This is a genomic window from Halobaculum saliterrae (assembly GCF_009831625.1).
Classification (GTDB): Archaea; Halobacteriota; Halobacteria; order Halobacteriales; family Haloferacaceae; genus Halobaculum; species Halobaculum saliterrae.
This window is the reverse complement of the sequence record NZ_WUUS01000008.1, coordinates 174,147-189,050: the sequence shown is the minus strand read 5'-3', so window position 1 is coordinate 189,050 and position 14,904 is coordinate 174,147. Positions and strand designations below refer to the sequence as shown.

The following is a 14,904-nucleotide window of genomic DNA, read 5'->3' as shown; positions in this document are numbered from 1 at the left end:
CGCCACGAGTGAAAACTCCACAGGTGTCGCGTCGGCCTCTCGGGTCGCCCGAGCTATCGGAGTTCGACCGCGAGCGCCTCCCGCGCGTCGCGCTCGATCCGTCGGTAGACTGGGGAGTCGCCGACGCGGTCGACGGTGAACACCCTGACCGTGACGACGAGGCGTCCCGCGTCGGGGAGCGTCGCCCGGACGACCGGCCCGGTCGCAGTCACGACGAGGTACGGCGGCGCGGCGACCGGCGACGCCGGGAGCCCGACCCCGAGCGCGTCGGCGCCGGTCGCGAGCAGCCCTGGGAGATGTTCGAGCGCGCCCGCGGCCTCGAGCGCCTCCCGCATCGCGGGGACGACGGCGTCGCGGTCGTCGGTCGTCGTCCGTCCGTCGGCGGTCTCCCCGTCGGTCCACCGGTCCGCGACCGCGTCGGCGACGGCGTCGACGGCGTCGAACAGGGGGCCGTGTTCGGCCAGCAGTCGCTCCCGGACTGCGGCTTCGGGGCCGGCGTCACGCCCGTCCGCGGTCATGGTCGTCCGGTCATTGGGTAACCCGGTCAACGCCGCCGATTGTAAGCGCATCGGGAACCGCGGCACCGGGGTACCGCGACGGGGCGCCGCGGCGTCCGCCGCCACCGACCACTTTTTGCCGCGGCGACGCCGACTTCGAGGCATGAGCATGAGCACGGACGAGGTCGAGGCGGCCATCGAGGCGGGCATCGAGAACTGCGAGGCGACGGTCACGACGCCGCGGGTGCCCGACGAGGACCACGAGGACGCGCACTTCGCCGCGGTCGTCGTCTCGCCCGCCTTCGAGGGGAAGTCGCTCGTCGACCAGCACGAGTTGGTGTACGACGCCGTCGGCGACGCGATGACGCAGGAAGTGCACGCTCTGGAGATCAAAACGTACACGCCCGAGGAGTACGAGAAGCACGGGCAATAGGCACCCGTCTCGGCCACACAGTAGGCACCCGTCGCGGCCCCACCGATCGGCGGTCGACGCTACTCGGCCTCGGTGCCGAGGGTCCGAACGTCGTCGCCGACGCGGAGCGACCCGCCCACGCTCCCCTCGGGAACGACCGTGTTCACCATCAGCCGGAAGGCGTGGTCGAAGCGGTCGCCGCCGCTCCAGTCGGGCATCGTCTCCTCGCGTCGCTCGATGAATCGGGTTCGGAAGCCGTCGAGTTCCGTCCCTGTGTCGGGGTTTCGAGAGGGGACGACGCAGCGCTGGCAGGGGTTCACCCCGAACAGCTCGGCGTCGCCGACGCGGACGCGAACCCGCTCGCCGAGGTCGGCGACGAGTCGGTCCTCGGCGAACGGCTCATCGCTCGCGAGTTCGACGTTCGCGCGGAGGCGCCGGCGCATCGAGTCGACGCCCACGCCGTCGAACCACGAGGCGACCTCGCGGAGCGTCCCAAGCGATACCACCGTCGGTCCCGTCAGCTTCGTGTCGTCAGGGTAGCCGCCCGTTCGCTCGCCGATCAGATCCACGTCGTAGCCGAGGAACTCCCCGACCCACGACGCGATCTCCTCCCGGTCGACGGGGTCGTCGAGGTCGAACGCCGCGGCCGCGGGGGCGTCGGCGTCGTGCGGGGCGTCCAGCGTGACGGTCCGCGCGTCGAGGTCGAACGACGCGGACACGCGGTGGATCCGCCGCTCGTTCTTTCCGTTCACGTAGTCGCCGTCGGCGTCGACCAGGGCGAACTCCCGGTCCCGCGAGAGCCCGCCTCCCGGCGCAAGCTCGGCGGCGTCCACGTCGACTCCGTCGAGCGACTTGATCGGGAACACCCGGATCCGATCGAGCGTCGTCGCGAGCGCGTCCTCGGTCATCGTCCGCTGTACGACGCCGTCGCGGTTGAATCGGTCGGTCGGCGGCGATGGGGTCGTCGCTGTTGCCGGCGACAATGGAGCCGTCGCTGTCGACAGCGTGATCTCAAGCGCCGACAGCGCCGTCGCCGTCTACGGGGCGCGGATCGGAAGAACGGGAACCGGATCGGACCGCGTCGCGGTCGGGTCGGCGGAGGTCGCGTTACTCCTCGTCGTCTTCGTCGCCGTCCGCGTCCTCGTCGGTGGCCAGGTCGAGACCCTCGACGAGGTCCGCGATCTCGTCCGCGGTGAAGGCGGTGTAGCCGTCGGCCGAGACCGTCGAGAGCGACACGTCGTCCGCGGTGAGCTCGTCGTTGATCTCGAACAGCGCGCGCAGCGCGAGCCCGATGCCGTCGTCGAGCGTGAGGTCCTCGTCCCACTCGTCCTCCAGCAGCTCCTGGATCTCCTGTCTGGAGCCGCCGATGGCGGTCGCCTTCCACTCGTGGGGCGTCCCCGAGGGGTCGGCGCCGAACAGGCGCGGGACACCGTCCTCGAAGCCGCCGATGAGGAGCGCGGCGCCGTACGGGCGCGTGCCGCCGCGCTGGGTGTTCTCCTGAATGTGGTCGGTGATGTACTTCGTCAGCGTCTCGACGCCGACCGGCTCCTGGAACCGCAGGCGGTTCCCCTGCGCCATCCGACGCGCGTAGTCGATGAGCTGACGGGCGTCGGCGACGTGGCCGGCGCTGGCGGTCCCGACGTGCTCGTCGAGCTTGTGGAGCTTCTCGATCGATTCCGACTCCATCAGCGAGGAGGACGCCTGCGCCTGCGCTGCGAGCACGACACCCTCGCTCGTTCGAACGCCGACCGAGGGCGCGCCGCGCGAGACGGCCTCGCGGGCGTACTCGACCTGATAGATCCGGCCGTCGGGGGAGAACAGCGACGTACCGCGGTCGTAGGCCTGCTGGTCGTTCCCCCTCATCGGTCATCACCGACGTGAATCGTCGTCGCGAGTGCGGTCATCACTTACCGGTATGGGTCCACGCGGGAAAAAGCCTCCCTAAACGGAGTTTTAGCGGACGAGCGAAAACCGCGGGACTCGGCCGCCGACTCGGTTCCTCGCGGCCGGCGATCCGCTCTCATGGAACCGACCCATCGCCGACCGCCGCCCGTCGACTCGGCTCTCACCAACACCCACCGACTCGGCCTCACCCGGCTCCTCCACCCGTCGATCGCCGTGTCCACCGAGGGATTCAGGCGGTCGGGAACGGGGTAACCGACCACCGACGCCGGCGTCGGGCGCCGATCGAATACACGTACTTATCCCACTCGGTCACCTACCGATGGCCATGAGCGACGACACAGGAAACCGGAAGCCACTCAGGATGCCCGACGACAACCAGGTGTTCGCCACCGTCACCGACATGCTCGGCGGCCGGCGCGTCACGCTTCGCTGTGCGGACGGAGAGGAGCGCATGGGCCGGATCCCCGGCCGGATGCGGTTCCGAACGTGGGTCAAGGAGGGCGACATCGTCATCGCCGAGCCGTGGGACTGGCAGGACGAGAAGGCCGAGGTCGTCTGGCGCTACGAGTCCGACGACGCCCAGCAGCTTCGCGAGGAAGGCCACATCCAGTAACGCCGGCGACCCGGTTTTTCAGGCCGTTTCCGCTCCGTCAACCACCCGTACCGGCTCCAGTCCGCGCTCCGACAGCTCCGCCTCGATGCGCTCCACGCGGGGGGCGATCACGTCGGGCCGATGGCTGTCCGTCCCCACCGCGACGGCGACGTCGTGGTCGGCCAGCGCGTCGAGGAACCCCGGCGTGGGATGGAACTCGCCGTACTCGTCGAGCACCCGCCCGGCGTTGAGTTCGGGGACGGTCCGCGACTCCGCGAACGCCGCGGCCGCGCGCTCGTAGTGCTCGCGGGTCGCGAGCCCGCGCAGGGCGGGATTGCGCTCCACGAGGTCCGGATGCGCCGCGATCGCGAACAGCTCCGACTCGGCGAGCGCGACCAACTTCTCGAAGTACTCGTCGACGAGGGCGCGACGCTCCGGTTCGGACTTGTCCGCGAAGTAGTCGCGAACGTGGACGTTCACGTCCTCCAGGTCGTGGACGCTCCCGATCGCGTAGTCGAACCCCGCCTCGTCGAGAAACGACGCGATCGCGGCCTCGTCGCGGGGCTCGTAGTCCAACTCCACAGCGTCGAACAGGCGCACGTCAACGCGGTCGCGCAGTCGCTCGATCGCGTCGCGGCGGCGTTCGTAGGTGAGATCGAGGTTGAACCCCATCTCGCGGCGGTAGCGGTCCTCCGCCGACTCCTCCGAGACGACGCAGTGGTCCGCGATGCCGATCCCGGACAGCCCCGCCTCCGCGGCGGCGTCCGCCATGAACTCGATGAAGTACCCGTCCGAGTACGTCGAGTGGACGTGGTAGTCGTGGTACACGACGGGGTCGAGGGCGGCCCCCCTCACGAATCTTCGGGACCCGTGCCACCGCTTCACGACCGCCCGATCCTCAGAGGTCCGTGTCCACGTCGGTGCCGATCAGGGCCGCGACTTCGGACTCCACGAGCGCGTCGGCGAGCGCGGCGTACTCCTCCGTCGCGTCGAGCTCGTTCAGCCAGCGCGGGGGGATCGCGTCCGCGTCCGTGCCGAAGCGCGCACCCGCGACCGCGCCGGCGACGGCGCCGAGCGCGCTCGCGTTGCCCCCGCGGCTCACCGCCGAGACGATCGCCTCCTCCGCGTCGTCCGCGGCGACCGCCTCGTGGAGCGCGGTCTCGAACGTCGCCGACCGGTCGCCGTGAGGATCGATGGCGACGGCGCCGCGGTCGCCGACGACCGACAGGCTCTCCCGCAGCGTGACCGGGGCGTCGCGCGCCACGGCGACGGCCATCGCCGTCGACACCGCATCCGCGACCGACTCGCCGTCGACGAGTTCGCCGACGATCACCGCGAGCGCAGCTGCCGGTTCCGTCGCGTCGGCTCCGACGGCCGCCCCGGTCGAGGCGGCGCCCTCGGCTGCCGCTGCCGCCCGGTCCTCGGCGTCCCCCGTGAGAACGCCGTAGGGGACGCCGGCGAGGAGCGACGCGGCATCCGTCGCCGATCCGGAGCCAGTCGGAGGGATCGACTGGGGACCCCCGGATCGGTCGAGAAGTCGGTCGGCGGCCGCGACGGCGGCGGCCGTGGGAGCGGTGGTCGTCCCCGCCCGACGGCCGTCCGCGCCGAGCATCTCGGTCACGCGGCCGTAGCGGTCGCGGACGGCTGCCGCGGGTTCCCCGGCGACGGGGCGGCCGAGCGCGTCGCCGCAGGCCAGCCCGAGCAGACTCGCCCGAGCGCGGTCGCGGCGGGCCTCAGACGGGTCCATCGCCGGCGGCGGTTCGGAGTCGGGATCGCTCATGGCCGGTGGCTCGGGGTTCCGGGGACACAACCGTGTCGGTGCCGGACGGGCGGGTTCTCGGGAGAGGAGGATCGGGCGGGCGGCGCTCGGACGAGTAGGGTCGGCAGAACGGGGATTCAGGCGAACTCGACGAGCGTGCCCTCGTACCGGCAGTCCTCGAGGGCGTGTTTCGCGGCGTAGCCGGCCTCGTGGGGGGTCTCGCCCGAGCCGACGCCGACCTTGAGTTGGACGTCGGCGTCCGCGGCCACGTGGTCGATGGCGCCCATGTACTCGTCGTGTGAGAGGTCCGGGCACGCGGCGATGACGTTGTCGCCGCCGACGAAGAAGGAGAGCGCGCCGTGCTCCTCGCGCATGTACTTCATCAGCGAGGCGTACCCCTGCTCGATGTTGATGAACGAGTCGAACTCGTTGAGCCGGTCGGTGTACTTGCCGGTCGCGTCGTTCACGTCGAAGTGCGCGACGTGCACGTCCCCCTCGCCCTCGTCGTCGCCGTCGCGGAACTCGCCGGCGAGCGCCTCGCTGCGGTCCGACGACTGCGCGGAGCCGGCCGCCTGCACGCGCTCGGTCGCGGTCTCCAGAGCCTCGATCGGCACCTCGTCGACGCCGACGCCGAGGCTCACGGTGACGGGGTATCGGTTCCCCACGGACTCCTGAAGCAGTTCGTGGTCCCGCCGGTCGAGCCCGTTCGTCACGGCGACCATGTTGTCGAAGCGGGTGAAGAAGACGTACCCGCCGCGGTTGCCGATGTACTGTGCCAGGTCCGCGAAGAGACGCGACTGGAGGGTCTGGAGGTCCATCTCCCGACGGGGCTCCGGCGTCACTGTCCACGGGCCGTAGTTGTCGATCTGCACCAACGTCAGCTGCGCGGCGGTCACTGTGTTCCGATCCCGGGGGCGGCGACACATACGCGTTACCGTTCACGGATCCGTGACGGTCCGGTCCCCGACGCTCGCCCCCGCCGGGCGTGCGCCCCGGTCGTCGACCCGCCGTCGCCCCGTTCCCCCGGCGACGGCTTCATGATCGTCCCGTCCGAAGGAGCGATCGTGATACGCGGAGTCGTGCTCGACGTGGACGGGACCGTGGTCCGGGGGCGCGACCCGATCCCCGGAGCGCCGGCGGCGATGGGGCGCCTGCGCGATGCGGGGTTCGACGTCTGCTTCTGCTCGAACAACCCGACGAAGGGACCGGCGGCGTACGTCGACCGCCTCGACGCCGCCGGCATCGACGCGGACGAGACGGAGGTGGTGACCGCCGCCGACAGCACCGTCGCGTACCTCCGTGAGCACCACCCCGACGACGCGCTGTACGTGCTCGGCGAGTCCGGGTTCGTCGAGCAGCTCGAGGCGGCGGGCCTGACGGTCGTCGACGACCACGCCGACGCGGAGGCGGGCGTGATCTCCGTCGACCGCGAGTTCGACTACGACGACCTCTCGCGGGCGCTGTGGGCGCTCGAGGACGGCACGCCCTACGTCGGCAGCGACCCGGACCGGGTGATCCCGGGGTCCGACGCGTTCGTCCCCGGGTCGGGTGCGGTGATCAACGCCGTCCGTGGCGTGCTCGACCACGACCCCGAGGCGGTGCTGGGCAAGCCCTCGGCGGCCGCCCGCGAACTGGTCCTCGACCGGATCGGTCGCCCGGCCGAGGAGTGCCTCGTCGTCGGCGACCGGCTCGACACGGACGTCGCTCTCGGCGCCGACGCCGGGATGACGACCGCGGTCGTCCTCACGGGCGTCACCGACCGCGCCGACGTCGCCGACTCGTCGTACGACCCGGACTACGTCCTCGACGACCTCAGCGAACTCGACCGCGTGCTCGACGCGGAGGCGGCGGCGGACGCCGGAGCTGACCGCTCGCTCGACGGGTCGTCAGTTGCGGACGACAGGTAGTCGATCCCCCGGCGACCCGTGGACGGCCGGGAGTCGATCCGCGAGCGAGCCGCGGCCGACCCGCCGATACAGTTTTGATTGCTCGATTGATACGATCGAACGGGATCCGATCATGAGCGGCAGAACCGTCCTCGAACTCGCGGGCGACTTCGTGGAGGACTACGAGGTCATGGTACCGTACCAGGCGCTGGAGACGGTGGGCCACGAGGTCCACGCCGTCGCGCCGGAGAAGGACGAGGGGGAGTCGGTGAAGACGGCGATCCACGACTTCCGCGGCGACCAGACGTACCTCGAGGAGCGCGGTCACGACTTCGTCGTCGACGGCGCGGTCGGGGACGTGGACCCGGCCGACTACGACGCGCTCGTCGTCCCCGGCGGGCGCGCCCCGGAGTACCTCCGGACGAACCCGGACGTGCTCGACGTGGTTCGGCACTTCTTCGAGGCGGACAAGCCCGTCGCGGCCCTGTGTCACGGCCCGCAGATCCTCGCGGCCGCGGGCGTGCTCGACGGTCGAGAGATCACCGCCTACCCCGCGCTCGAGCCGGAAATGAAGGCCGCTGGCTGTTCGTGGGTCGACGAGGTCGTCGTCGACGGGAACCTCGTCACGGGGCAGGCGTGGCCCGACCACGCCGAGTGGCTCGCGGCGTTCCTGGACGTGCTTGGCACCGACATCGACCACGGGGTCGAGCCCGCCGCCGCGGACGAATAGAGCGACCGGGCGTTCTCGGGAGGATCTCGGGAGGACGACGGGAGGCCCGTGAGCCGAGCCGTCCACCCGCGATCGAACCCGCTCGCGGAACCGTGAACAGTCGCCTCGCCGAGAATCATGTGTGGTACTGTCTGACGAAGGTTTATATGAGATAGCGTGTTATTTGTTGACATGGAAGAGCGCGACTCACCGTACGTCTTCCGTGACGAGCCTGACGACCCCATCGGGGTCGTGAGCGACCACACCGACGAGGAGGTCGTGATCATCGACGGCCGCGCGATGACGTACCGGTCCTACCGGGACGACGACGTCCGCCGCTGAGTCCGCAGGCGGCACGGGTCGCTCTCGGACGGTCGATCTCCGAAAAACCGGGAAACGTTCGCGAGCGGGAGCGCTCGCCTCAGCGGGAGCGCTCGCCTCAGAAGGCGTCCGCGCGGGCCCTGATGTCGGCGTGGAGCTCCTCGCGCAGCGCCGCGTGGACGTGACAGATGCCCTCGGCACGCTCGACGACGTCGGCGAGCGTCTCGTCGTCGAGGTCGGCCTCGACGTGGATGTCGAAGCGGATCGCGGCGAGGTCGTCGTCGTCGTCGAGGTCGGCCTCGGCGTCGATCTGGACCTTCCCGAGGTCCTCGTGCCCGCGCTGCTTGGCGCCGACGCGGAAGGCGGGCAGGAAGCAGGAGGCGTAGTCGGCAACCAGAACCGAGTTGGGATCGGGGCCGTCCTCGCCGAGCGCGTCGATGGTGAGCGAGAAGTCGCCGACCTCGCTCGTGCTGGTGAAGCCCTCTTCGCTGACGGTTGAGGTTTCGATGTCTGACATGCGTCCGAGACCACGGGCGGTTCGCGCGTAAACCTTGTTACTGCGGTGTGTGACCCACGCAGGAACGGTCTACCCTTCGGGGGCCGGAGAGTCGGGACCCACGGACCGGGGAGCAGAGCTGCCGCGGACCGGGAAGTCGACCGACTACTCCCCGATCGTGAACGTCTCGTCGCCGTCGAGGACGACGGGCTCGGCGTCGCTGCCGGTCGCGCGCACCTCACGGACGAAGTCGTCCGTCTCGATCTCGATCGGCGGGAACGAGTCGTAGTGCATCGGGAACGCGTAGTCGACGTCGAGCCAGTCGACGGCGATGGCCGCCTGCGCCGGACCCATCGTGAAGTGGTCGCCCGCCGGCACCGCCGCCGCGTCGGGCTCGAGGAACGGCGCGATCACGTCCCTCATCTCCGACATCAGGGCGGTGTCGCCGGCGTGGTAGAACGTCGTGCTGTCGGGGTCGGCCTCCTGTGTGGGCTTCGTCTCGGAGATGACGTAGCCCCCCGGCGTGCCGCCGGAGGCGCCGTACCCGGTGTCGAGGCCGTTCGTGTGGTCCGCGCGGACCATGGTCACGAACGCGTCGCCCAGCTCGACGGTCCCGCCGAGGTTCATCCCCGTCGTGTCCTCGACGCCGTACTCGTCGGTCACGTAGCCGGTGACTTCCGGCGTCCCGACAACGTGGGCGCCGCGGAAGCGGTCCACGTCGCCGATGTGGTCGGCGTGGCCGTGGGTGAGGAGGACGTGGTCCGGGTCGACCTCCTCGGGGTCGGTGTCGGTGTGCGGGTTGTCGAAGAACGGGTCGATCAGGAAGGTGGTGTCCTCGATCTCGACCGTCCAGGTGGAGTGACCGTGCCAGGTGAGGTCCATGGGTGTCATGCACCCGTGTGTTCGGTCGAATTACACATAAATCCGTTCGCCGTCGGCGGAACCCGCCGGTTGCGGCGGTCCGCCCGCGGCCGGTTCTCCGCGACCCGCGAGCCGGCCACGTTCAGTCGGCGGCCTCGGCGACCCGGACGGCGCTCGGCCGCTCGGAGAGTCGGTGGACGTAGTCGTCCAGCGCCAGCGCGAACTGCCGGTCGCGCGCCTCGTCGATGTCCACCCACGAGAACTCGAACTCGCTGCCGTGCTCGTCGCCGCCGTCACGGACGACGTGCGTCCAGCTGTCGCGGGGTTCGTGGACGCTCGCGTGGTAGAAGTGCCGCACGTACGCCTTCGGGGGCGACTCGCGCCGGTTCCATACGTCCGTCGCCACCCTGTCGACGCTCGAAAGCGTCGCCAGCCCGCTCTCCTCGCGCACCTCCCTGAACAGCGCGCTCCGCGGACGCTCGCCGGGTTCGATCGTTCCCTTCGGTATCTGCAACCCGTCGTGCCCCGGTCCCTCGAACACCAGTAGCTGCGAGCCGCCGCGGGTGATGTACGCGCACGCCTTCCCGACGTACGTGGTCTCCGGCTCGGTCATATGAGTCGGTTGACTCGTTCGGTGGTAAAGGTACCCCTGAGGGTGTATAAACACCTACTAGGTGATCGCGGTGGACGGACGACAGATCGCCGATCCGAGAGGCGACCGGGGGTCGGAGGCGGGACCGAGAATCGAAGCGGGAAGGACCGCCGGACGCGACGCTCAGACCGTGAACCGGGTGACCGTGGTCGCGGCCGTCTCCAGATCCTCGTCGCCCGCGGCGGCGACGGTGATGTCGTTCTCGCCGTAGCCGATGTCGAGCGTCGCCTCGAACTCCCCCTCCTCGGGGGTGACGACCGCGGAGTCGACGGGCGTCGTCACGGCGACGCGCACGCCGGTGGTCTCGCCGGAGACGACGACGGTGTTGCCCTGGAAGTTCGTGTCGACGCGCAGCGCGGGCTTCGCGTCGCTGTCGTGGAGCCGCCTGTCGAGGAAGCGCTCGCGAACGAACGCCGGCGTCTCGACCGGCTCGCCGGCCTCCACGCCGTGCGCGAGGCGGACGAACTGCGCCATCGACCACGCCAGCGGCGTCGCGCTCCCGGTTCCCTCACCGTAGCCCCAGTCGTACTCCGTCCGGTAGTCGCGGTCCCAGACCTGCTCCGCGATCATCCGGCCGGAGTTGGCGAACCGCTCCATCGTTCGCAGGAGGGCGGTCGGCTCCAACTCCGGCTCACGGTCGGTCTCCGCGGGGTCCGCCCGGAGTTCGTACTCGCCGCGCTCGCCGGTCAGGAGGGGCCACAGGCGGCCCTTCCCGTGGTTGTCGACCGACCACGGCGCGCCCACGTCGCCCTCGTCGCGCTCGCCGTAGCCGTCGCCGTTGTAGCGGTAGAAGGCGACCCCGACGGGGAGGTCGACCCGGATCGTGTCGTCGACCTCGCGCACGGAGTTGCGGACCGTCTCGTCGTCCCACGGCTTGATCCCGAGGCGAACGAGCTCGAGGAAGCCGGCGTCGATGACGTCCCGCTCGTCGAGGCGCGGGCCGTCGTTGGCGAGCGTCCGCAGGTGGCCGGCCTCCGGATCGCCGTCCTGGGTGACCCGAACGTAGTACGGCGTGTGCGTGTGCCGGGCGGTGCCCGAGTCGGTGGCCGTCCACGTCTCCACCTCGTCGGTCCAGCGGTCGGCCAGCGCGAGCCACACGAGCGCGTCGGCGTCGTCGCCGACCTCCAGCGCGAGCTTCCCCGCACACGCCAGTCCCGCGATCTCGGCGGCGATCGACGACGGCGAGTAGCCGGCCTCCTCCTCCCAGCGCTCCTGCCCGCTGGCGGGACCGTTGCGGGCGACGTAGTCGGCCGACCGGCGGACGTGCTCGTAGTCGTACGGCGTGTCCGCGAAGTCGACGCCCGCCGCCCACAGCTGGTAGGCCATCACCGCCGGGAACGAGATGTTGTCCATCTGTTCGCCGCCCCACCGGGTGATGCCGTTCAGGTAGGTGTTCTGGGGGATGAAGCCGTCCTCGTCCTGCTGGTACTCGTAGATGTACCCCAGCTGGTCGACGGCGGTGTCGAGGTCGTCGGTGAGCAGCGACGCGGTGAACACCTGATACAGGTCCCGCGCCCACACGAAGTTGTAGCCGTACCCCTTCTGCTCGTCCGCGTGGACCGCCTCGCCCCACGGGACGGACGGCGACGCCACGGAGGCGCCGTGGTACGTCTTGTCCTCGACGGCGCGCAGCGTCATCAGCGCCGCGCGGTACTGGTTCGCGAGGTCGTCGTCGCCGGCGACGGCCTCGGGCAGGGGCCGGTCCGCGAGGAACGTCCGCCACGACTCGCGGTACGCCGTCGCGACCGACTCGTACCCGGTCGCGAGCGACCCGACCGCCTCGCCCAGCGCCGCCGAGGCGTCCGCCTGTCGTGCGAACCCGAGCGCGAGCGTCTCGCTGGTGTGTCTGCCGGCGCCGAGGCGCCCCACGAGGACGACGTTGTCGTCGTCGATCGACGAGCGCGTCCGCGGCACCTCGCCGGTCGCGAACAGCGCCGACAGCTCGTCGCTGCCGGCCGCGCAGACGGTCGCCCAGTCGAAGCGGTCGGCCGTCGCCATCGCGACGGCGACGGAGTAGCCGTCGCCGTCCTCGTCGACGAGCCGCGCGTCGTCCCGCTCGCCGGTGTAGGCGCCGGGGTCGCGGGCGACCAGGTGGTGGCTCCCGGGCTGGCCGAGGCGCAGGCCGCGGTCGCGCGTGCCCGTGTTCGTGAGCGCGGTGTCCGCGGCCGCGAACACGTGGTACTCGGTCCCGTCGTCGGCGCGGAAGTCCACGTCCGCGACGAGCGCGTCGTGGGACGGGTCGACCGCGTACTCGACGCGGAGCTCCCACTCGTGGCCGCGACCGTCGCCCGTCTCGGTGATCACGTGTTCGTACGCCAGCGCGTCGTCCGCGGTCGGACGAACGCGTCGATCGACGGTGTCCTCGTCGCTGCGCCGGCCCTCGACGTGCGTCCGAACCGTGTAGTCGTCGTCGGCCGCCGAGACGATGAAATCCAGCGTGCGCAGGTTCATCAGGTCCACGCGGGGGAACCGGACCTCGGTGAGCGCCCCCTCCGTCAGCGTGTACCAGACGCGGGAGGCGTCAGGCTCGCCGTGGTCGGCGACGGTGCCGACGCCGAACTTCTCGCCGGTGGTCCAGCGCGGCCGGTCGGTGGGCGCCGACGGCGCCGCGGCCGCGCTCGGCAACGCGTCCCGCTCGGCGAGCGCGGCTGTCGCGCCCAGCCGGAAGCAGTGGGCGTACCCCAGCGGCGTCGCGCTGTCGGGCGTGCCGTCGTCGTACCACTGCTCCGGGAGGTAGCCCATCGCCGTCGTCAGGGGCCCGCCGTCCTCGAGCAGCCCGTACAGCTCCGCCGCGCGGTCGAGCAGCCCCGCGCCGGTCTCCTCGCGGCCGCGGTCGCCCAGTAGTCCCCCGAGCGTCGCGGCCGCGTCGGCGCCCATCGCGGTCGCGAGCGTCCACACCTTCTCGCCGTCCTGGCCGTCGGTCCGCCACTCGTCGCCCTCGTAGCGGATCAGTCCCTCGACGGCCGACTCGCTCGGGTCGCGATACAGTTCCTCGATCGACGTCCGGACGTGCTCTGTCACGCGGTCGAGGGTCCCGTCCCCGACGTCGATCCCGTCGACGGCATCGACGGCCGCGAGAGCGTCGACGAGCGAGAACGTCGAGGCGTCCAGCCGGTCGTCCCGTTCGCCGTCGGCGAGCCGGACCGCGTACGCCCCGCGGTCGGCCACCCACAGCGCGTCGAGCGCGTCGAACGTCTCCTCCGCGGCCGCCCGCGAGCGCTCCGCGAGCGCGTCGTCCACCGGCGCGCGTGCGACGGCGGCGTACGCCTCCACGAACGTCGCGGCGGTGTGGGCGAACCGCCCCGACATGTCCTCCCAGAGGTTCTGACAGCGCCGGGGGAGTCCGTCGTCGCCACGGGCGTCGTCGAGCGCGTCGACGCCGGCGGCGACGCTTTCGCGGATCAGCCGCTCGTCATCGGCCGACAGCGCGTCGCCGTGCTCGCGAAGGAGCGCCGCGAGGAACCCGACGACGATCGCGGTCTGGTCGGCCTGGTACTCGTCGGATCCCTCGCGCCCCTCGACGCGCGCGTTTGCCCACCCGGGCGCGAGCGACCCGTCGACGGCCCACACCCGGTGTGGCCAGGAGCCGTCGGGCTGTTGTGCCCCGCAGTAGAACCGGGCGCTCCGCACGAGCGACTCGGGGTCCAGCTCCAGCCCGAGCGGCTCGTTCGTCTCCAGCAGGTGGCGGGAGATCCGCGCGTCGTCGCGGAACCAGGTGTAGCCGTACCCCCCGGAGTTACGGAAGAACGGGTCGAACTCCGGGCCGGCGATGCGAGCGCCGCTGGGCGCCTCGAGCAGCGACAGCGCCCGCATGTCGGCGCGGACCGTCGCCCGCCGCGGACCGGCGTCGGCGACCGCGGCGGCTGCGGCGCGCTCGCGCGCCACGGTCCGAAGCTCGTCGGCGTCGGCGTGGTCGCTCGCGCACTCCCGGAGGTCCGCGAGGGCCCGCTCGCGCTCGACATCGCCGTCGGTCAGCGCGGTCACGAGCGTCGTTCGGAGCCCGCGACCCGCGCGCTCCAGGGGGGCGGCGACGACCACGTCGCCGCTGAGGTGCGTGTCCTCGTAGCGGTTGAGCGCGCCCTCGCGCGGGAGCGCGATGGGGTCGGGATCGAGCAGCTCCTCGAACCGCTCGGGGATCTGCGCGCGCACGTCCTCCAGGCCCGTGGAGGCGGTGACGAAGTCGTGTTCCTCGCGGTGGAACACCTCCACCGCGTCGCCGTCGACCGGGCCGTCGCCCTCGTGGATGAGCCGGCCGACGCGCGTCTCCTGGCCCTCCGGCGCGAGCGTGAGGAAGGCGACGAGGTGCGCCTCGGGCGGAATCGACCCGCGCAACTCGACGTGTGTGACGTGCTCGCGCCCGAGGGTGAGGTCGTACTGGTGGACGGTGAACTCGCCGGCGTCGTACTCCGTCTCCACCAGGGTCGTCTCCCGGTAGTAGTGCTGGCGGACCGTCTCCAGCTCGTCGAACCAGTACGTTCGCTCGCCCGTCTCGATCCCGAACCGGGAGCGGTCGATGCCCGAGAGGCCGGACAGCGCCGACGAGAAGTCGCGTATCCCGCCGGTCGGGGCGACGTGGACCAGCCGGTCGCCGCGTCCGGACAGCGCGCCGTGGACGGTGCTGGCGGTGCCGGCCGAGCCGTGACCCCGGTCGCGCTTGTAGTCGTTGAGTGCCGTTCGCAGCCGCATTCACCCGTGAAACTACTCGCGTGGTTAAAGTCTCCGCGGTACGTGAGCAGTTCACACTCCTTCCCCTCCCCTCTGATCGGGTCGCGAACCCGCCCGAACCGACCGGAGCCACCCCGAACCGACCGACG

The 14,904-nt window shown here is 71.2% G+C and carries 15 protein-coding genes; 5 read left to right on the top strand and 10 right to left on the bottom strand.

From position 1 onward, the window contains the following. Positions 1 to 53: 53 nt before the first annotated feature. Positions 54 to 518 carry a hypothetical protein gene (locus GRX01_RS13655; RefSeq protein WP_159668499.1) on the bottom strand — a complete coding sequence of 155 codons (465 nt, stop codon included), beginning with the start codon at positions 516 to 518 and terminating at the stop codon, positions 54 to 56. Positions 519 to 666: 148 nt separating this feature from the next. Between GRX01_RS13655 and GRX01_RS13650 the strand changes: the two genes are divergently transcribed. Continuing rightward, complete coding sequence (locus tag GRX01_RS13650; protein WP_159668651.1) at positions 667 to 930, top strand: BolA family protein; 264 nt, start codon at positions 667 to 669, stop codon at positions 928 to 930. 59 nt (positions 931 to 989) lie between these two features. Here GRX01_RS13650 and GRX01_RS13645 read toward each other — a convergent pair whose 3' ends face one another. Next, a complete protein-coding gene (locus tag GRX01_RS13645; RefSeq protein WP_159668496.1) occupies positions 990 to 1,817 on the bottom strand; it encodes an MOSC domain-containing protein in 828 nt (275 codons plus the stop codon). A gap of 199 nt (positions 1,818 to 2,016) precedes the next feature. Next, positions 2,017 to 2,772, bottom strand: coding sequence for an archaeal proteasome endopeptidase complex subunit alpha (gene psmA / locus GRX01_RS13640; RefSeq protein ID WP_159668493.1), 756 nt, complete (start codon positions 2,770 to 2,772; stop codon positions 2,017 to 2,019). A gap of 367 nt (positions 2,773 to 3,139) precedes the next feature. Here psmA and eif1A point away from each other — a divergent pair, with 367 nt between their 5' ends. Further along, positions 3,140 to 3,427, top strand: coding sequence for a translation initiation factor eIF-1A (eif1A, locus tag GRX01_RS13635; protein ID WP_159668491.1), 288 nt, complete (start codon positions 3,140 to 3,142; stop codon positions 3,425 to 3,427). Positions 3,428 to 3,445: 18 nt separating this feature from the next. Here the strand turns inward: eif1A and GRX01_RS13630 are convergent, their stop codons facing one another. The 3 genes from GRX01_RS13630 to GRX01_RS13620 all read right to left on the bottom strand — a co-directional run bounded on the left by GRX01_RS13630 (position 3,446) and on the right by GRX01_RS13620 (position 6,061). Then, a complete protein-coding gene (locus tag GRX01_RS13630) occupies positions 3,446 to 4,261 on the bottom strand; it encodes a PHP domain-containing protein (protein WP_321168110.1) in 816 nt (271 codons plus the stop codon). Positions 4,262 to 4,304: 43 nt separating this feature from the next. Beyond that, on the bottom strand, positions 4,305 to 5,186 hold the full coding sequence (locus tag GRX01_RS13625) for an ADP-ribosylglycohydrolase family protein (protein ID WP_159668488.1): 882 nt from the start codon (positions 5,184 to 5,186) through the stop codon (positions 4,305 to 4,307). A gap of 116 nt (positions 5,187 to 5,302) precedes the next feature. Continuing rightward, the gene (locus tag GRX01_RS13620; RefSeq protein ID WP_321168108.1) at positions 5,303 to 6,061 is read right to left on the bottom strand and encodes a GTP cyclohydrolase IIa; all 759 of its coding nucleotides are present in this window, start codon (positions 6,059 to 6,061) and stop codon (positions 5,303 to 5,305) included. Positions 6,062 to 6,226: 165 nt separating this feature from the next. Here GRX01_RS13620 and GRX01_RS13615 point away from each other — a divergent pair, with 165 nt between their 5' ends. The 3 genes from GRX01_RS13615 to GRX01_RS18905 all read left to right on the top strand — a co-directional run bounded on the left by GRX01_RS13615 (position 6,227) and on the right by GRX01_RS18905 (position 8,102). Beyond that, a complete protein-coding gene (locus GRX01_RS13615) occupies positions 6,227 to 7,072 on the top strand; it encodes an HAD-IIA family hydrolase (protein ID WP_321168119.1) in 846 nt (281 codons plus the stop codon). A 112-nt stretch (positions 7,073 to 7,184) separates the two neighbouring features. Next, complete coding sequence (locus tag GRX01_RS13610; protein WP_159668478.1) at positions 7,185 to 7,781, top strand: DJ-1/PfpI family protein; 597 nt, start codon at positions 7,185 to 7,187, stop codon at positions 7,779 to 7,781. A gap of 171 nt (positions 7,782 to 7,952) precedes the next feature. Continuing rightward, the gene (locus GRX01_RS18905; protein ID WP_201289602.1) at positions 7,953 to 8,102 is read left to right on the top strand and encodes a hypothetical protein; all 150 of its coding nucleotides are present in this window, start codon (positions 7,953 to 7,955) and stop codon (positions 8,100 to 8,102) included. 97 nt (positions 8,103 to 8,199) lie between these two features. Here the strand turns inward: GRX01_RS18905 and GRX01_RS13605 are convergent, their stop codons facing one another. From GRX01_RS13605 to GRX01_RS13590, 4 genes are all read right to left on the bottom strand, one after another. Then, positions 8,200 to 8,598, bottom strand: a complete 399-nt coding sequence (locus GRX01_RS13605; RefSeq protein WP_159668475.1) for an OsmC family protein — start codon at positions 8,596 to 8,598, stop codon at positions 8,200 to 8,202. Between the two features lie 144 nt (positions 8,599 to 8,742). Beyond that, complete coding sequence (locus GRX01_RS13600; protein ID WP_159668645.1) at positions 8,743 to 9,459, bottom strand: metal-dependent hydrolase; 717 nt, start codon at positions 9,457 to 9,459, stop codon at positions 8,743 to 8,745. Between the two features lie 121 nt (positions 9,460 to 9,580). Continuing rightward, positions 9,581 to 10,051, bottom strand: a complete 471-nt coding sequence (locus tag GRX01_RS13595) for an NUDIX hydrolase (protein WP_159668472.1) — start codon at positions 10,049 to 10,051, stop codon at positions 9,581 to 9,583. Between the two features lie 162 nt (positions 10,052 to 10,213). Then, a complete protein-coding gene (locus GRX01_RS13590) occupies positions 10,214 to 14,776 on the bottom strand; it encodes a glycoside hydrolase family 15 protein (RefSeq protein ID WP_159668469.1) in 4,563 nt (1,520 codons plus the stop codon). Between the last annotated feature and the right edge of the window lie 128 nt (positions 14,777 to 14,904).